Genomic DNA, 17,703 nt, shown 5'->3' on the forward strand with positions numbered 1-17,703 from the left:
AACAACTACACTGCGAACATCATGTGGTGTCCCAGTGTTTCGTTGTCGGTGTGGGCCAATGCCTGGCTTGCGGGCGCGGCCGCTCCCGACGATGTCCTCGACGCGCTATCGCTATGGGCGCCAAAGCATTCGGTCACGGCGTACGACTCCGTCGCCGCCGGCGCGACCGGGCTGCCGTGGCCCGATCTGCTCGACGCAGGTGCGATGTCGCTCCTGCAGACGCTGCGCACCGCAGCGGGTCCCGGCGCGACGGCGCCGGCCGTCAGGTTGGCGCTGCCGGTTCCCGGCGACGTGCGCGGCCTGCCTGCGGGGACCCAGTTCCAGCGCGATGCGGTGACGGCTGGTGAGGCAATCCTCGTCTCGGGCGCGGGGTCGATCGGGCTGGTACCGGATTTCGAGTACGACGAACTCGACGTCGACGACGAATTCGACCGCGAGCCGTGTGGACTGTCGTGGACCGTGTACTCGGTACCGGCCGACGCGGCCACGGCGCCGGAGTATTTGGACCTCGGCGAGGCGGAGTACGCCCTGCGTTCGGCGGTTCGGTCGGCGGCCGAGGCGCTGGGGACGTTGCGGGCGGGCGCGGCGGACATCGACGTCGAGGATCCGCGCGGGCTCGTCGAGCAGGTGCTGGAATCCACGCGGGTGCACCGGTTTCCCGACCATGCGCCGAGCCGGGCCCTGCGGGTGCTGGAGAACGCCGCGCACGTCGATGCGATCATCTCGGTCAGCTCCGGGTTGATCCCGATCGGGCTGCACAGCTCCGCCGAGGTGCAGATCGCCAGCGACGCGCTGCGGCCGCTGTCGACGGTGGTGCGCTCCGCGCGGATCGCCGCCGTCGACGCCATCCTGCGCTCGCCCTGGCGAAGCTAGCCGGTGCAGGCCGGCGTGCACACCACCCCGTCCACCGAGTAACCCTGCAGGGGTGGCGGATCGGCGCCCGGCACTCTTGCCGGGGCTCGGCCGTCCCGTAACTCGGCGAGCAGATCGGCGGCCACCACCGCGAGGTCGGCGTTGGGTGTCGCGGCCCGGGCGAACGCGACGCCGGCTTGCTGGGCCTGCAGGCGCAGTTCATGATCGAGGTCCCAGACCACCTCGATGTGGTCTGCGACGAACCCGATCGGGCAGATGACGACGGCCGTGGTCCCGCCCGCGGCGAGCGCCGACAGATGGTCGGCCACATCGGGTTCCAGCCACGGGACCTGCGGCGGACCCGAACGTGACTGCCACACCTGGTCGTATTCCCGGTAGCCGGCCGCAGCGGCGACGCACTTCGACGCGTATGCCACCTGTCGCTCGTAAAGGTCTGTGCCACAACGGGACCGGGCCGCGAGCGGAATCGAGTGGGCGGTGAACACCAGGCGGGCGCCGTCGGGCACCGTCTGCGCGGCCGCGGTGACCGCATCGGCGAACATCTGTACGAACAGCGGATGGTCGAAGTACTGACGCAGTTTGATCAGCTCGGGCGCCGAGTCACCCGCCGCCCGGCGTCCCCTCGCGATGTCCTCGACGTACTGTGTGCAGCTCGAGTAGCCGCCCCACGCCGAGGTGGCGAATACCGCCGCGCGGCGCACCCCGTCGTCGCGCATGGCGATGACGGCGTCCTCGACGTAAGGCGCCCAGTTGCGGTTACCGAAGTACACCGGCACGTCGGTGTAGGCGCGCAACCGCTCGATCACCGCCCGGTTGATGCCGTTGATCGGCGACACGCCGCCGAAGTGCAGGTAGTGCTCGGCCACGGCGGCCAACCGCTCCCGCGGGATCCCCCGCCCGCGGGTGACGTTCTCCAGGAACGGGATCACGTCCTCGGGACGCTCCGGACCGCCGAACGACAGCAGCAGCACGGCATCGAAAGCCGAGTCGCCCGGGCCGGCGGAACGCTCCATTCCCTATAACAGCTGCGTGCTGGCGCCGCCGTCGGCGTAGACGACGGTGCCGGTGGTGGCCGGCAGCCATTCCGAGATCAGCGCCAGCACGGTCTTGGCCACCGGCGTCGGGTCCTTCATGTTCCAGCCCAGCGGTGCGCGCTGATCCCAGCCCTCCTCGAGCAGCTTGATCTGATCGCCGGCGTCGTCGCCGAGCGCCCCGCCCACGATCGCGCTCATCGCGAGTGTCCGAATCGGTCCTGCGGCAACCAGATTCGAGCGCACCCCGTACGGGCCGGCCTCCCTGGCAACGAACCGGTTGACCGACTCCAGCGCGCTCTTGGCGACGGTCATCCAGTTGTAGGCCGGCATCGCCCTGGTCGGGTCGAAGTCCATGCCGACGATCCCGCCGCCGCGATTCATGATCGGCAGCAGCGCCTTGGCCAGCGAAGCGTACGAGTAGGCCGAGATGTGAATGCCCTTCGACACATCCTCGTAGGGCGCGTCGAAGAACGGGTTGATGCCCATCCCCGACTGCGGCATGTAACCGATCGAGTGCACCACGCCGTCGAGCTTGTTGCCCTCGCCGATGACCTCGGTCACCCGGTCGGCCAGCGTGTCGAGGTGCTCGGGGTTCTGCACGTCGAGTTCCAGCAGTGGAGCCGGGTTCGGGAGCCGGTCGGCGATCCGCTGGATCAGCTTCAGCCGGTCGAACCCCGTCAGCACCAGCTCGGCGCCCTCCTCCTGCGCCACCCGCGCGATGTGGAACGCGATCGAGGAGTCGGTGATGATCCCCGTGACGAGGATGCGCTTGCCTTCCAGAAAGCCTGCCATGTCTTTGTCTGTCTCCTCTAGCCGTGTCTTCTAATGGCCCATGCCCATGCCGCCGTCGACCGGGATGACGGCACCGGCGATGTAGTTCGCGTCCTCGGACGCCAGGAAGCTCACCGCCCCGGCGACATCCTCGGCGGTGCCGACCCGCTTCGCGGGGATGAACTCCAACGCCCCCTGCTGAATCCGCTCATCGAGCGCCCGGGTCATCTCGGTGTCGATGTAGCCGGGAGCCACCACGTTGGCGGTGACGTTGGCCTTGGACAGCTCCCGGGAGATCGAGCGGGCCATGCCGATCAAGCCCGCCTTGGCGGCCGCATAGTTGGCCTGGTTGCCGATCCCCCACATACCCGACACGGAGCCGATGAAGATGATCCGGCCGAAGCGCTTGCGCTGCATGCTGCGCGAGGCCCGCTGGGCCACCCGGAACGCTCCGGTGAGGTTGGCGTTGATGACCTCGGTGAACCGCTCCTCGGTCATCCGCATGAGAAACGCATCCTTGGAGATCCCGGCATTGGACACCAGCACCTCGACGGCGCCCTGATGCTCTTCGACCTCTTTGAACGCGCGGTCGACGGCGTCGTTGTCGGTGACGTCGCACACCACCCCGAACAGGCCCTCCGGGGCTCCGGAACCGCGGTGGGTGACGGCGACCTTGTGGCCGTCGGCGGCGAGCCGCTGAGCAATGGCCAGACCGATGCCTCGGTTGCCACCGGTCACCAGCACCGAGCGCGAGACGAAAGGCGGACGGCCACCAGCCGTTTGGCCGGCGGTGTCGGCCGAATCATCGGTCACTGTCATGCCCGCCAACCTATCGTCTGGACGTCATTTCTAAGAAATCGCCTTAGTTCGACGTCTTCAGAGCGGCAACCGACGGTTGATCAGCAGGCTCGCCACCGCCGCGGCCGCAGCGACCAGAGCGCCGAGCCGCAGCCAGCCGCTGGTGGCCTCGCCGCGCACGGTCTCGTAGCCGATCTGGTCCTGGAGGGTTTCGTACACCTTGTTCAGCTCGTCGAGGTTGGAGGCGGTGTAGGCGTCGCCACCGGAAAGCTCGGCGATCTTCTTCATGCCCTCGTCGTCGACCGGCACCGGGACCCGCTCGTTGTTGACCTCGACCGACCCGTTGGGAGTGCCGAAGGAGATCGTGGAGATCGGCACACCCTGGTCCTTGGCGGCCCGCGCCGCGGTGAAGGCGCCCTTCGGATTGTCCGGATTCGACGGGACGGTCTCCTTGCCGTCGGAGAACAGCACGATGCGCGCGGGCGGCGGTTCGTCGCCGCCACCGATCACCGCCCCGACGGTGGAGATCGACGAGAGCGCGGTGAAGATGGCCTCACCGGTGGCGGTGCGGTCGGCCACCTGCAGATTGTCGATGGCGCGCCGGCTCGCGTCGCGGTTGGTGGTCGGCGACACCAACACCGTGGCGGTGCCGGCATAGGCGATCACTCCCAGGTTGATGCCCGGGGTGAGCTCGTCGACGAACTTCTTCGACGCCTCCTGCGCGGCGGCCAGCCGGCTGGGCTCGACGTCGGTGGCGCGCATGGATTGCGACACGTCGATCGCCAGCATCACCACCGCACGGTTGCGCGGCAGCCGTTGGTCGTGGGTGGGCCCGGCCAACGCAATCGTGCACAGCAGCAACGCGATTGCCAGCAGCGCCGCGGGAACGTGCCGCCACGGGCTGGGGCGCTTCGGCGCCACACTGTCCAGCGACTCGGTGTTGGCGAACTGCTGCAGTCGCCGGCGCCGAGCGAATTGGGCCGCGACGTACAACCCGACCAGCGCCAGCAGGATGACCAGGAACAGCAGAAACCACCAGATGTGCTGAAATCCCGTCAGCGATACCGGCCCGAGCAGCGGAAGCGTCATGTCAGCTGGTCATCCCTTGCGAGTCAGTTCGGCAGCCGGCGGTTGATGAACAGCGCCGCCAGCGTCGCCAGCGCGAGCGCCAACGCTCCGAGCCGCAGCCAGCCGACACTCGCGTCGCCCCTGATCGTCTCGTAGCCGATCTGCTGCTGCAGGTTGGCGTAGACCTCCCGCAGCTGTTCGAGGCTGGACGCGGTGTACGCCTCACCGCCGGACAGATCGGCGATCTTCTTGAGCATTTCGTCGTCGACGGGCACCGGCTGCCGTTGGTCGTTGATCTCCACGTAGCCGTAGGGGGTGCCGAACGAGATCGTCGAGATCGGCACGCCCTGATCCTTCGCGGTGCGGGCGGCGGTGTAGGCGCCCTTGGGGTTGTCGGGGTTCGACGGCACGGTCTCCTTGCCGTCGGAGAACAACACGATGCGTGCCGGCGGCGGTTCGTCGCCGCCGCCGATCACCGCACCGACCGTGGCGATCGCCTGCAGCGCAGTGAAAATGCCCTCACCGGTGGCCGTGCGGTCGGCGAACTGCAGTTTGTCGATCGCGGCCTTGGTGGCCTCACGTCCGGTGGTCGGCGACACCAGCACGGTCGCCGTGCCGGCGTACGAGATCAGCCCGAGGTTGATACCCGGGGTGAGCTCGTCGGCGAACTGTTTGGACGCCTCCTGGGCCGCGGCCATGCGGTTCGGTGCGACGTCGGTGGCCCGCATCGACTGCGACACGTCCATGACGAGCATCACCACCGCGCGGTTACGCGGTATGCGCACGTCGTGCGTCGGACCGGCCATCGCCACCGTGAGGAACACCAGAGCGATCACGAGCAGGATCGCGGGCACATGCCGCCAGCGCGTAGCGCGTTTGGGCGCAACGCTTTCCAGCAATGCCATGTTGGCGAACCGCAACATCCGCCGGTGCCGGGCCAGCTGGACGACGATGTAGAGCCCGACGATCCCGAGTACCGCGAGCAGGAACAGGAAGAACCAGGCGTTTTCGAAGCCCGACAGCGTCATCGGTCCGAGCAACGGCAAAGTCATGTGCGCCTAATCATTTCGCGACGATCCGATCTAGACACGGCCTGCCAGGGCGCCACGCCTGCGGTTGGCGACGAACCGGACGACGTCGGCGATCCAGTCACGGTCGGTGCGCAACGTCAACAGCGGGGCGTCGCATCGCCGCAGCGTCCTCGCCACCTCTGCGCGGTGGGCGGCCGCGGCCCGTTCGAAGTCGTCGCGCAACTGTTCGTCGATGGTGAACTCGCGGGTGGCGCCGGTCTCGGCGTCCTGCAGGACGACGTCGCCGACCGGTGGCAGCTCGACGTCGCGCGGATCGAGGATCTCGATGCCGAGCACCTCGTGGCGACCGGCGATCGCCCGCAGCGGCCGCATCCAGTTGATCGGGCCGAGGAAGTCGCTGATGATCACCGCCATGCCGCGACGACGCTCAGGCCGGCGCAGGGCGTCGATCGCGGCGGCCAGGTCGCCGCGAACGCCCGTCGGCGCCTTGGGCATCGTCGCGATCGCGCGCAGCATCTCCTGCTCGTGCATCCGGCCCGACAATGCCGGCACCCGCCGCACGGTGTCGCCGTTGGCGATGATCGCGCCGATCCGGTTGCCTCCGCCGCTGTTGAGGAACGTGATCGCCGCCGCGGCGGCCACCGCGAGGTCACGCTTCTCGCAACCGGTCGTGCCGAAATCGAGGCTGGCCGACATGTCGACCACCAACCATGTTTCGAGCTCGCGGTCGGCGATCATCTGTCGCACATGCGGATGGGTGGTGCGGGCCGTGACCGACCAGTCCATCCTGCGCACGTCGTCACCGGGCTGATAGAGCCGCGACTCCCCCGGCTCCGAACCGGGACCCGGAAGCAGGCCGAGGTGGTCGCCGTGCAGGACGCCGTCGAGCTTGCGCCGCACCGTCAACTCGAGCTTGCGAAGCGCCGCCGTCAGCGCAGGGTCACGGATCTCCCCCCGCTTGAGCGACGGCAGATCGACGTTGCGGCCGGAAGTGGTCACCGATTGCTGGCCGCACCTGCGGCGGCGGGCACGACGGGCGGCACCGAATGACCTTGCTGCGGAATCGCATTCACCTGCGGCAGGGCCACGGTCTGCAGGATCCGGGTGATCACCGTCTCGGCGGAGATCTCGTCGGCCAACGCGTCGTAGGTCAGCACCAGCCGATGCCGCAGCACGTCGGGGATGACCTCGACGACGTCCTGCGGGATCACGTAGTCACGCCCGCGCACCAGCGCCAGCGCCCGGGCCGCCGCGATGATGCCGAGCGATGCGCGCGGTGACGCGCCGTAGGCGATCCAGGCCTTGGCGTCGGGCATTCCGAACTTCTCCGGCTGCCGGGTCGCGGTCACCACCCGGACGACGTAATCGACGAGAGCATGGTGCACGAAGTTGTTGGCCGCCACCTCCTGCAGTCTCAGCAGGTCACCCGGCGCCAGAATCTGCTTGGGCTCCGGCGGCTTGACCCCCATCCGGTAGATGATCTCGCGCTCTTCCTCGGGCGAGGGGTAGTCGATGTTGAGTTTGAACAGGAAGCGGTCGCGCTGAGCTTCGGGCAGTGCGTACACGCCCTCCTGCTCGATCGGGTTCTGGGTGGCCATCACCAGGAACGGCTGGGGCAGCGGGAAGGTCTTGCCGCCGATCGAGATCTTGCGCTCGGCCATGACCTCCAGCAGCGCCGACTGCACCTTCGCCGGGGCGCGGTTGATCTCGTCGGCGAGCAGGAAGTTGACCACCACGGGGCCGAGCTCGATGTCGAACTCCTCCTTGCCCACCCGGTAGATACGGGTACCGATGATGTCGGTGGGTACCAGGTCGGGCGTGAACTGGATGCGCGCGAACGTGCCACCCACCACCTTGGCGAAGGTCTCGACGGCCAGCGTCTTGGCGACGCCGGGCACACCCTCGAGAAGCACATGGCCCTTGGCGAGCAGGCCGACCAGCATGCGCTCGACCAGTTGGTCCTGACCGACGATGATCCGCTTGACCTCGAAGACGGCCCGCTCCAGCGTGTGGACCTCCTGCTGCAGACCGCCGTTATTGGAGGCCGGGTTGGTCGCCGGCGCGGCATGCGAGCCCTGGTATCCCTGCGCCGGTGCCTGGCCGGGATAACCTGCAGCGCCCTGCGGCGGCCCACTCGGTGACGTCATCAACGTTCCTTCCACATAACTCGCTGGTCATAGCGGCGCTGGCCGGTCCGGGCCGCACGCTCGCCGTCAACTATTCCAGGCACCGCGAAATCCGTCGACGTTGCCCGACGATGAGCGCGTGCGCGAAAAGAATTCAACAAGCGCCCTCAGGTTCGGCTAAGGCTCCGCTCAGGTTCGGGCTCAGGACTCGATGATGCGCGCCACGTACGGCTGCAGGCCCGAGTGGCGCACCGGGCTCACCGTGACCTTCCCGGAGTTGCTCGAGGCCTCCAGCATCTGGCCACCGCCGAGGTAGAGGGCGACGTGCTGGCTGCCGCCGGGCCCCCAGAACAGCAGGTCCCCGCGCTTGGCCTGCGACGTCGGCACCTTGCGGCCGGTGTCGTACTGGTCGCCTGAGTACTTGGGGATCAGCACGCCCACACCCGCGAACGAGAACTGGGTGAAGCCCGAGCAGTCGAATCCGACGGTGTTGGCGCCCGAGTCGATACCGCGGCTGGGTCCGTTCGGCTTGCCACCGCCCCACGAGTACGGCACGCCCATCTGCGAGGCGCCCCGGCGGATCACATACTCGATGGCCTGCGGCCCGCGGACCCGTCCCGGCGCGACGCCGGCCGTCGCCGCCTCCGGGGGCGCGAGGCCCAGCGTGGACAGGAACTTGCGGCCCAGGTTCATCGTGACTTCGGTGGCCTGCGCGGTCGCGGCGAGCGATGCATTGGCGATCGCGAGCGGATCGCCCGGCGCGCCGGCGCTGAGCAGCTTGGGCAACGTGGGGTCCCACTGACCGTCGCCGGGCGCCGAGGCGGCGGGCGTGGCCAGTCCGACAGTCAGCGCAACCGCGGCGAGCAGGAGCGCGCAACCGCCGAGGAAGCGAGTCAGCTTGGAGCGCAAGGTATTCCTAATCTCTTTATCTCTTTCAAATCTCTTTCGAATCTCCTTGAGCCGTCACCATTCGATGAGACGAGTCGCGTACGGGGTCATGCCGCTGGTGCGCACCGGTGACACCTTCACCACCGATCCGGTGTAGGGCGCTTCGAGCATCTGTCCGTCGCCGAGATAGAGGGCCACATGCTGGCTGGCGTTGGGGCCCCAGAACAGCATGTCGCCACGCCGCATCTGCGACGACGGGACCTTACGTCCGGCGTTGTACTGCGAACCGGAGTAGTGGTCGAGCTTGATGCCGACACCGGCGAACGCGTAGAGCATCAGGCCCGAGCAGTCGAATCCGACTGTGCCCGCGCCGGAGTCGATGCCCCGGCTCGGGCCGGCGGCGTTGCCGCCGCCCCACGAGTACGGCACGCCGAGCTGCGACATGGCCCGCTTGATCACGTACTCGGTGGCCTGCCTGCCGTAGACCCGGGGAATCGCGCCGGGAGCGTTGGTGTAGCCGGTCGGAGTGGGCAGCAGTCCCAGCGACTGCAGGAACTTGCGGCCCATGTCCTGGGTCACCTGCGCCGACGTCGACGCGATTCCGAGCACCGCGTTGATGATCGCGATCGGATCACCGCTGACGAAGGCGCTGGGAATCGCGGGCAGCGTCGGGTCCCACGGCCCGGCCCAGTTGCCGGTGCCCGGATCCCGGCCCTGCGGTGCGCGGTCCCAGTTGTCGTTCGCCGGGGCCGCGGCCGCCGCCGGTGCCGCGGGGGCGTCCGCCGCCGGCGCGGACGCGGTGCGCGCCTGCGCGAGCTTCGCCTGCGCGGCGGCGCGCTCGGCGGTCAGCTTGTCGAGTTGGGCCTGTTGAGAGCGGAACGTCTCCTGCGCGTCGGTGAGTGCCGACACCGCCGAGCGCTGGCTGGCTTCGGCGTCGGCGACGGCCTTGTCGGCGTTCTGCTTGGCCAGTCGCACCGCGGAGTCGCGGTTGACCTGCTCGGTGCGGGCCCGCTGCAGATCGGCGATGACCTTCTGCGAGCTGAGCGTCAACGTCTGCCCGACCGCGGCGGTCTTGACGATCTCCGCGGGATCACTCGCGGTCAGGTACGAGTCGGAAGGGCCGTTGACGTATGTCGCGGCCGCGAACGAGTCGAACCGCTTCTGCGCCTGCTCGATTGCGATGTTGGCGTCTTGGACACGCTGTCTGCTCGCGTCGACCTCGCGCTGTGCGGCATCGGCGTTCTCCCGGGCGTTCTGCACGTCGAGGATCGCCTTGTTGACGCTCTCCTGCTGTTGCTGAATCGCGGCGCCGAGGTCCTGCAACTTCTGATCCGCTTCGGCGACGGCGGCGACGAGTGCGGCAAGGCTGTCGGGGCTGCTGGGTTGCGCCACGGCCAGGCCGGGGGTGGCTAGCAGCACGACCGCCGCGAGCAGAGCCGCGCAGAACCGTTCACACGGCCAAGTGGCCAATGCGCGAGTGATGGGTCTCATCCGACTCAGTTCTCCTATGGCTCTCAGGCGAACGTGCGGACACATTCGTCGGGTCACTGTGCGCATTAGTCACAAAATGCACATCTACAACACAGTTACCGATTGCACCGTACGTCACATCTGACGCCAAAGAAACTCAAGTCACAAATTACAAGTTTGTAATTGAATGTAGTGTTATCGAGCCGTGACTTCACTACCTACGGGGTCGCCGCGCTCCGGCGCCAAAACCGCTGTTGCGCTGCGTATTCAGGACTGCGCGCGGGTCTCGGTGCGCCTGCTGCGAATTTGCAAAAGTCGCGTACCGATAACGGCCGCAATGACTCCCAGAACCACCACAATGGTCAACGCCGTCCACGGAAAGTCCGGTGTCGTCAACTCGCTGAGAAAATTCTTCGAACCCTGAACCGCGCCACGGCCTTCGGCGACATCCTGACCGGCTTCCAGCGTGACCCGGTCGAAAGTGGTGCTGAACGAACCCGACTCGCTGGGGCTGAGCACCAGCACGGTCGACCCGGGAAACGCCTGTCCCACCTCGGTCGCGATATCGCGCAGTGGCGTGTCGACCGGCGGGTTCTGGTCGACGACGACGATCTTGAGGTCGATGCCCTGCTGCGCAGCCTCGTCGACCACCCCGGGCAGGCCTTCGTTCTCCGGCGTGGGCGAGGCGCTCACGCCGTCGTCGCGGACGTCATCGATGACGAGGTTCATGCACGTGTCGACGGGCGTGGTCGCGGGGTCTCGGCCGACCGGCCCACAGACGTCGGGCGGTATGTATGCCGGCAGAGACGGAAGCACATGCGGTCCGGTCACGAGAGAACCGTACGTGATGGGTACCCAGCGGGGTGACAGCACGCGCAGGCGAGGACAAGACTGAAGACCGACCCTGATTGTTTTGCAGGACAAGCGTACTGTTAGAGTTGGAACGCGGCCGACACAGCCCGTCGGCTGCGAGAACTAGCCGGGAGTTGATGTGAGCAAAGGTAATAACGCCCAATCGTCCTTGAACTCTTTTGATGCCCGCGACACCCTGAAGGTCGGCGACAAGAGCTACGAGATCTACCGCCTCGATGCGGTTAAGGGCACCGAGAAGCTGCCCTACAGCCTGAAAGTTCTGGCCGAGAACCTGCTGCGCACCGAGGACGGCAAGAACATCACGAAAGACCACATCGAGGCGCTCGCCAAGTGGGATCCCGAAGCAGAGCCCAGCGTGGAGATCCAGTTCACCCCGGCCCGGGTGGTGATGCAGGACTTCACCGGTGTGCCGTGCATCGTCGATCTCGCCACCATGCGGGAAGCGATCGGCGACCTGGGCGGAGACCCCGACAAGGTCAATCCGCTCGCCCCCGCCGACCTGGTGATCGACCACTCCGTGATCGCCGACCTGTTCGGCCGCGAAGACGCGTTCGAACGCAACGTCGAGATCGAGTACGAGCGCAACGGCGAGCGCTATCAGTTCCTGCGCTGGGGACAGGGCGCCTTCGACGACTTCAAGGTGGTCCCGCCGGGGACCGGGATCGTGCACCAGGTCAACATCGAGTACCTGGCGCGGGTGGTGTGGTCCCGCGAGGACGCGCACGGGACAGTGACTGCCTACCCCGACACCTGCGTCGGCACCGACAGCCACACCACGATGGTCAACGGCCTGGGCGTGCTGGGGTGGGGCGTCGGCGGCATCGAGGCCGAGGCCGCGATGCTGGGCCAACCGGTGTCGATGCTCATCCCCCGGGTGGTCGGGTTCAAGCTGACCGGTGAGCGCCAACCCGGGGTGACCGCCACCGACGTGGTGCTCACCGTTACCGAGATGCTCCGCAAGCACGGCGTGGTCGGCAAGTTCGTCGAGTTCTACGGCGACGGCGTGGCCGAGGTGCCGCTGGCCAACCGCGCCACCCTGGGGAACATGAGCCCCGAATTCGGTTCGACCGCAGCCATTTTCCCGATCGACGCGGTCACCATCGACTATCTGCGGATGACCGGGCGCAGCGACGAGCAGCTCGCTCTGGTCGAGGCCTATGCCAAGGAACAGGGCATGTGGCACGACCCGAAGCGGGAGCCCAAGTTCTCCGAGTACATCGAGCTCGACCTCTCCGACGTGGTGCCCTCGATCGCGGGGCCGAAGCGCCCGCAGGACCGCATCGCGCTGAACGAGGCGAAGGACGCCTTCCGCAAGGCCATTCACAACTATGTCGAGGATGGCAACTCTCCCGCGCACACCAAACTCGACGAGGCCGTCGAGGAAACGTTCCCGGCCAGTGACCCGGCGTCCAGCCTGGCGTTCGCCGACGACGACGCCGTGGTGCCGTCGGCGGCCGTGGGATCCAACGGCCGACCCACGAACCCCGTGGAGGTCAAGTCCGACGAGCGCGGCGAGTTCATCCTCGACCACGGTGCCGTGGTCATCGCGGCTATCACCTCGTGCACCAACACGTCCAACCCCGAGGTCATGCTCGGCGCGGCGCTGCTCGCCAAGAACGCCGTGGAGAAGGGACTGACCACAAAACCGTGGGTGAAGACGACGATGGCGCCCGGTTCGCAGGTCGTCACCGACTACTACGAGAAGGCCGATCTGTGGCCGTATCTGGAGAAGCTCGGCTTCTATCTGGTGGGCTACGGCTGCACTACCTGCATCGGCAACAGCGGGCCACTGCCCGAGGAAATCTCGCAGGTGGTCAACGACGCCGATCTGTCGGTGGCCGCGGTGTTGTCGGGTAACCGCAACTTCGAAGGCCGCATCAATCCCGACGTGAAGATGAACTACCTGGCGTCGCCGCCGCTGGTCATCGCCTACGCGCTGGCGGGAACGATGGACTTCGACTTCGACAACGAACCGCTGGGCAAGGACTCGGATGACAACGAGGTGTTCCTCAAAGACATCTGGCCCTCGCAGAAGGACATCGACGACACCATCGCCTCGGCCATCAACACCGAGATGTTCACCAAGAACTACGCCGACGTGTTCAAGGGTGACGAGCGCTGGCGTAACCTGCCGACCCCGAGCGGCAACACCTTCGAGTGGGCCGACGACTCGACCTATGTGCGCAAGCCGCCGTACTTCGACGGGATGCCGGCCGAGCCGGAGCCGGTGACCGACATCAAGGGCGCCAAAGTGCTGGCGTTGCTGGGTGATTCGGTCACCACCGACCACATCTCCCCCGCGGGAAGTATCAAGCCCGGCACCCCCGCCGCGCAGTACCTCGAGGAGAACGGCGTCGAGAAGAAGGATTACAACTCTTACGGCTCCCGGCGCGGCAACCACGAGGTGATGATCCGCGGCACGTTCGCCAACATCCGGCTGCGCAACGAGCTGCTAGACGACGTGTCCGGCGGCTATACCCGCGACTTCACCAACGGCGGCGAGCAGGCGTTCATTTACGACGCCGCGCAAAACTATGCGGCGCAGGATATTCCGCTGGTCGTCCTGGGTGGCAAGGAGTACGGCTCGGGCTCGTCGCGGGACTGGGCTGCCAAGGGCACCCGGCTGCTGGGCGTGCGCGCGGTGATCTGTGAGTCGTTCGAGCGGATCCACCGGTCGAACCTGATCGGCATGGGCGTGATTCCGCTGCAGTTCCCCGAGGGCGAGTCGGCGTCGTCGTTGAAGCTCGACGGTACCGAGACCTTCGACATCACCGGCATCGAGGACCTCAACGAGGGTAAGACGCCCAAGACGGTGAAAGTCACTGCCACGAAGGAAGATGGTGACACCGTCGAGTTCGACGCGGTGGTGCGCATCGACACCCCCGGCGAGGCGGACTACTACCGCAACGGCGGCATCCTGCAGTACGTGCTGCGCAACATGCTGAAGTCATAGCGGGGACTCACGCGTGCCCCGGGTCACCGACGACCACCTGGCGGCGCGTCGTCGGCAGATCCTCGACGGCGCCCGCCGGTGCTTCGCGGAGTACGGCTACGACAAGGCGACCGTGCGGCGGCTCGAGCAGACGATCGGGCTGTCGCGCGGCGCCATCTTCCACCACTTCCGGGACAAGGACACGCTGTTCTTCGAACTGGCCCGCGAGGATGCCGAGCGGATGGCCGACGTCGCCGCGAGGGAGGGGCTCGTCCAAGTGATGCGGGACATGCTCGCTGCGCCCGATCAGTTCGACTGGCTGGCCACGCGGCTGGAGATCGCGCGAAAGCTCCGCAACGACCCCGAGTTCCACCGTGGGTGGTCCGAGCGGTCCGCCGAACTCTCGGCGGCCACCCATCAGCGGTTACGTATGCAGAAACAGGCGGGCCGTCTGCGCGACGACGTCCCCAGCGCCGTGCTGCAGACCTATCTCGACCTCGTCCTCGACGGTTTGGTTGCGCGGTTGGCTTCGGGAGACGATCCCGAAAAGCTCAGTGCCGTACTGGACCTCGTCGAGGCATCGGTGCGGCAGCGACCGGACTAGCTGGCGCGCCTGCTGCGGTGGTTGGGACCGCCGCGGCTGCGCATCGTGGTGCCCGACTCGCGCAGCATGCTGTGGATCGAACCGTACGATCGGCCGGTGGACGCCACCAGCGTGCGGATACTCGCGCCACCCTCGTAAGCACTCCGCAACTCGTTGAGCAACTGGTCTCTCGACTTGTCCAGCTTCTTCATCAGCACCTCCCCGCTTGATGCCCCGACGCATACCCAGCGTATGAACCGGTTACACACGGCGGATGAAAATGACGAAACGGTCTCCAGAGCCGGATCAGGCCAACTCGATGAGGTCGCGGTATTCCTCGGACCAGTAATCCTCGGTGCCGTCGGGAAGCAGTACCACGCGCTGCGGGTCCAACGCTTCGGCGGCGCCGGGATCGTGGGTCACCAGCACGACTGCGCCGACGTAGCTGCGCAGTGCGTCGAGCACCTGCTCGCGTGACGCGGGATCGAGGTTGTTCGTCGGCTCGTCGAGCAACAGCACGTTCGCGGTCGACGCGACGAGCCCGGCGAGCGCCAGTCGTGTCTTCTCGCCGCCGGACAGCGTGCCCGCCGGCTGCTCCAGCTGCGGTCCGCTGAACATGAAGGCGCCCAACAGACCCCGAAGGTCCTGCTCGCCGGTGTCGGGCGCCGCGTGCCGGATGTTCTCCCACACCGTCGCGGTGTCGTCGAGGGTGTCGTGTTCCTGGGCGAAATAGCCGAGCTTGAGGCCGTGGCCGGGTTCCAACGCACCGGCATCCGGCGTTTCGGCGCCGGCCAGCAGGCGCAGCAGCGTGGTCTTGCCCGCGCCGTTGAGGCCGAGCACCACCACCCGTGAGCCGCGGTCGATCGCCAGGTCGACACCGGTGAAGACCTCGAGCGACCCGTAGTTCTTCGTCAGGCCCTTGGCGACGAGCGGGGTTCGTCCGCACGGCGCGGGCGTCGGGAACTTGATGCGGGCCACCTTGTCGGCGACGCGTTCCTCGTCGAGGGCGGCCATCATTCGATCGGCACGTCGCAACATGTTCTGCGCGGCAACGGCTTTGGTGGCCTTGGCGCCCATCTTGGCGGCCTGGGAGCGCAACGCGGACGCCTTGCGTTCGGCGTTGGCGCGTTCGCGGCGGCGCCGCTGTTCGTCGGTGGCGCGCGCGTCGAGGTACTTCTGCCAACCCATGTTGTAGACGTCGACCTCGCCGCGCACCGCGTCGAGGAACCACACCCGGTTCACCACATCGGCGAGCAGATCGACGTTGTGGCTGATGACGATCAGACCGCCGGTGTGCTGCTGTAAGAAGTCACGCAGCCAGCCGATGGAATCGGCATCGAGGTGGTTGGTGGGTTCGTCGAGCAGCAGCGTTGTCGAAGATCCAGCACCGCTCTCGGATGCGGAGAACAGGATCCGGGCGAGTTCTACGCGGCGGCGCTGACCGCCGGACAGCGTGCGCAGCGGTTGGGTCAGGACGCGTTCGGGCAGTCCGAGGCTCGCGCAGATCCGGCTCGCCTCGCTCTCGGCGGCATAGCCGCCCAGCGCCGCGAACCGTTCCTCGAGCTGACCGTACCGGCGGACGGCCTTGTCCCGGGCGGCGTCGTCGGCGACCTCGGCCATCAGCACCTGCTGCTTCTCCAGGTCGGCCAGCAAGGTGTCGAGCCCGCGTGCCGACAGGACCCGGTCACGAGCGAGCACGTCGAGGTCGCCTTCTCTGGGATCCTGTGGCAGATAACCGATTTCGCCGTTGCGCGCGATATCTCCCGCGTATGGCTCGCTTTCGCCTGCGAGGATGCGCAGCGTGGTGGTCTTGCCTGCGCCGTTGCGGCCGACCAAGCCGATCCGATCGCCGGGCTGCACCCGAAGCGCGGTTCCGTCGGTGGACAGCAACGTGCGTGCCCCGGCGCGGACCTCGAGGTCCGTTGCGGTGATCACGCTGTGCTGTCCTTACTTTGTCGTCACTTGTCGTCGGTGAAGACCGGGGCCCGTTTCTCGGCGCGCGCTGCCACCGCTTCTTCGAAGTTGGCGGTGAGCAACCGGACGAAGAGTTGTCCGAGGCCCTCGGCTTGCATATGCCCTTCCAGGCTACCGGCGTCCAGTCCACTCCAAAGTGTGCGTTTGGTCAACTCGATTCCCGGCCGGGAGAACGTCGCGATGCGCTCACCGAGTTGATAGCAAACCTCGAGCAGGTCGTCGTCGGGCACCGCGCGGGACACCAGCCCGATGCGTTCGGCCTCGGCGGCGTCGACGTCGCGGCCGGTCAGCATCAGCTCGAAGGCCCGCGAGGTGCCGATGGCGCGCGGTAGCAGATAGGACAATCCCAGTTCACTGGCGGTCAGACCGTTGTTGATACCCGCCGCGCGAAAGTAGGCGCCGTCGGCGGCGACGCGGATGTCGCAGGCCAGCGCCAGGCACAGGCCGCCGCCGATGGCGGCGCCGTTGACCGCGGCGATCACCGGCTGGTGCATCTTGCGCAGGGCCAGGATGACGTCGTCGAGCACCTCCATGGACCGCAGCGCGAACGTCGGCCGGGTCAGCCCGTCGATGTGCGGTACGGAGCCGGCTGACTTGTGGTCGGCGCCGGAGGAAAAGCCGCGTCCGGCGCCGGTCAGCACCACCGCCCGCACGGAGTTGTCGCAGGTCAGCTCCTCGATCACCTTCTTGAGCGGCACCATGACGTCGAAGGCCATGGAGTTCATCCGTTCCGGCCGGTTCAGGGTCACCAGCGCGACGCCGGGCCGCGGCCGGTCGACCAGGACGAAGTTGCTCTGTTCGGTGTCTGCGCGCTCGTTCACGCAGTGCACGCTATCGCGTGCGCGGCTTCACTCCGGCTGGCCGTTGTCCTGCGCTGCGATCGCGGCGTCGATGTCGAACTCCTTGACCCGCTGAACGAGCTCCTCGAGGGCCGCGGGCGGCAAGGCGCCGGCCTGGTTGAACACCAGTTTGCCCTTCTTGAACGCCATCAACGTCGGAATGGACCGGATGTCGGCGGCCGCCGCCAGCGCCTGTTCGGCCTCGGTGTCGACCTTGGCGTACACCACGTCCGGATGCTCCTCGGAGGACGCCGCGAACGTGGGGGCGAATGCCTTGCACGGGCCACACCACGACGCCCAGAAGTCCACCAGCACGATCTCGTTGTCGTTGATGGTGTCGTTGAATTGTTCGGCGGTGATGTCTTGGGTAGCCACGTAGTGTCCTAACGCTGGTGTTCAGCCGGGTGTTCCCCAGCCTACGGACGACGAAACGGTGCAGCGCC

The 17,703-nt window shown here is 67.2% G+C and carries 17 protein-coding genes; 3 read left to right on the plus strand and 14 right to left on the minus strand.

Annotated elements, in window-relative coordinates:
- The first annotated feature begins 21 nt into the window (after positions 1 to 21).
- Positions 22 to 873 (plus strand): Rv1486c family protein, encoded by an 852-nt coding sequence (locus tag AU187_RS09715; RefSeq protein ID WP_059100017.1) that lies wholly within the window; start codon positions 22 to 24, stop codon positions 871 to 873.
- Here the strand turns inward: AU187_RS09715 and AU187_RS09720 are convergent.
- The 10 genes from AU187_RS09720 to AU187_RS09765 all read right to left on the minus strand — a co-directional run bounded on the left by AU187_RS09720 (position 870) and on the right by AU187_RS09765 (position 10,890).
- Positions 870 to 1,886: a ferrochelatase gene (locus tag AU187_RS09720; RefSeq protein WP_059100016.1), complete on the minus strand. Its 1,017-nt coding sequence runs from the start codon at positions 1,884 to 1,886 to the stop codon at positions 870 to 872. The two genes, AU187_RS09715 and AU187_RS09720, sit on opposite strands and share 4 nt — an antisense overlap.
- Positions 1,887 to 1,889: 3 nt before the next feature.
- Positions 1,890 to 2,699 carry an NADH-dependent enoyl-ACP reductase InhA gene (gene inhA / locus AU187_RS09725; RefSeq protein WP_059100015.1) on the minus strand — a complete coding sequence of 270 codons (810 nt, stop codon included), beginning with the start codon at positions 2,697 to 2,699 and terminating at the stop codon, positions 1,890 to 1,892.
- Between the two features lie 30 nt (positions 2,700 to 2,729).
- Complete coding sequence (fabG1, locus tag AU187_RS09730; protein WP_059100014.1) at positions 2,730 to 3,497, minus strand: 3-oxoacyl-ACP reductase FabG1; 768 nt, start codon at positions 3,495 to 3,497, stop codon at positions 2,730 to 2,732.
- 57 nt (positions 3,498 to 3,554) lie between these two features.
- Positions 3,555 to 4,565 carry a VWA domain-containing protein gene (locus tag AU187_RS09735; protein ID WP_059100013.1) on the minus strand — a complete coding sequence of 337 codons (1,011 nt, stop codon included), beginning with the start codon at positions 4,563 to 4,565 and terminating at the stop codon, positions 3,555 to 3,557.
- Positions 4,566 to 4,588: 23 nt separating this feature from the next.
- Positions 4,589 to 5,596 (minus strand): VWA domain-containing protein, encoded by a 1,008-nt coding sequence (locus AU187_RS09740; protein WP_059100012.1) that lies wholly within the window; start codon positions 5,594 to 5,596, stop codon positions 4,589 to 4,591.
- Between the two features lie 30 nt (positions 5,597 to 5,626).
- A complete protein-coding gene (locus AU187_RS09745; protein WP_059100011.1) occupies positions 5,627 to 6,574 on the minus strand; it encodes a DUF58 domain-containing protein in 948 nt (315 codons plus the stop codon).
- The gene (moxR1, locus tag AU187_RS09750) at positions 6,571 to 7,722 is read right to left on the minus strand and encodes a chaperone MoxR1 (protein WP_059100177.1); all 1,152 of its coding nucleotides are present in this window, start codon (positions 7,720 to 7,722) and stop codon (positions 6,571 to 6,573) included. The genes AU187_RS09745 and moxR1 overlap by 4 nt, the downstream gene beginning before the upstream one ends.
- A gap of 180 nt (positions 7,723 to 7,902) precedes the next feature.
- Complete coding sequence (gene ripB, locus AU187_RS09755) at positions 7,903 to 8,610, minus strand: NlpC/P60 family peptidoglycan endopeptidase RipB (protein WP_082683715.1); 708 nt, start codon at positions 8,608 to 8,610, stop codon at positions 7,903 to 7,905.
- A 54-nt stretch (positions 8,611 to 8,664) separates the two neighbouring features.
- Positions 8,665 to 10,080: an NlpC/P60 family peptidoglycan endopeptidase RipA gene (ripA, locus tag AU187_RS09760; RefSeq protein ID WP_059100010.1), complete on the minus strand. Its 1,416-nt coding sequence runs from the start codon at positions 10,078 to 10,080 to the stop codon at positions 8,665 to 8,667.
- Positions 10,081 to 10,326: 246 nt separating this feature from the next.
- Complete coding sequence (locus tag AU187_RS09765; RefSeq protein ID WP_059100175.1) at positions 10,327 to 10,890, minus strand: Rv1476 family membrane protein; 564 nt, start codon at positions 10,888 to 10,890, stop codon at positions 10,327 to 10,329.
- A gap of 160 nt (positions 10,891 to 11,050) precedes the next feature.
- Here AU187_RS09765 and acnA point away from each other — a divergent pair, with 160 nt between their 5' ends.
- Positions 11,051 to 13,885 carry an aconitate hydratase AcnA gene (gene acnA / locus AU187_RS09770; protein ID WP_172800206.1) on the plus strand — a complete coding sequence of 945 codons (2,835 nt, stop codon included), beginning with the start codon at positions 11,051 to 11,053 and terminating at the stop codon, positions 13,883 to 13,885.
- Positions 13,886 to 13,898: 13 nt separating this feature from the next.
- Positions 13,899 to 14,468: a TetR/AcrR family transcriptional regulator gene (locus tag AU187_RS09775; protein WP_059100008.1), complete on the plus strand. Its 570-nt coding sequence runs from the start codon at positions 13,899 to 13,901 to the stop codon at positions 14,466 to 14,468.
- On the opposite strand, the gene AU187_RS09780 is transcribed toward AU187_RS09775, so the two are convergent.
- The 4 genes from AU187_RS09780 to trxA all read right to left on the minus strand — a co-directional run bounded on the left by AU187_RS09780 (position 14,465) and on the right by trxA (position 17,635).
- A complete protein-coding gene (locus AU187_RS09780; RefSeq protein WP_059100174.1) occupies positions 14,465 to 14,659 on the minus strand; it encodes a helix-turn-helix domain-containing protein in 195 nt (64 codons plus the stop codon). The genes AU187_RS09775 and AU187_RS09780 overlap by 4 nt on opposite strands.
- 94 nt (positions 14,660 to 14,753) lie before the next feature.
- Positions 14,754 to 16,382, minus strand: coding sequence for an ABC-F family ATP-binding cassette domain-containing protein (locus tag AU187_RS09785; RefSeq protein WP_059100007.1), 1,629 nt, complete (start codon positions 16,380 to 16,382; stop codon positions 14,754 to 14,756).
- Positions 16,383 to 16,405: 23 nt separating this feature from the next.
- Positions 16,406 to 17,242 (minus strand): enoyl-CoA hydratase, encoded by an 837-nt coding sequence (locus tag AU187_RS09790; RefSeq protein WP_059100006.1) that lies wholly within the window; start codon positions 17,240 to 17,242, stop codon positions 16,406 to 16,408.
- Between the two features lie 27 nt (positions 17,243 to 17,269).
- Entirely contained in the window at positions 17,270 to 17,635 is a 366-nt protein-coding gene (trxA, locus tag AU187_RS09795) for a thioredoxin (protein ID WP_059100005.1), read from the minus strand.
- Positions 17,636 to 17,703: the final 68 nt, after the last annotated feature.

It is taken from the genome of Mycobacterium sp. IS-1556 (genome assembly GCF_001499985.1).
Lineage (GTDB): Bacteria > Actinomycetota > Actinomycetes > Mycobacteriales > Mycobacteriaceae > Mycobacterium.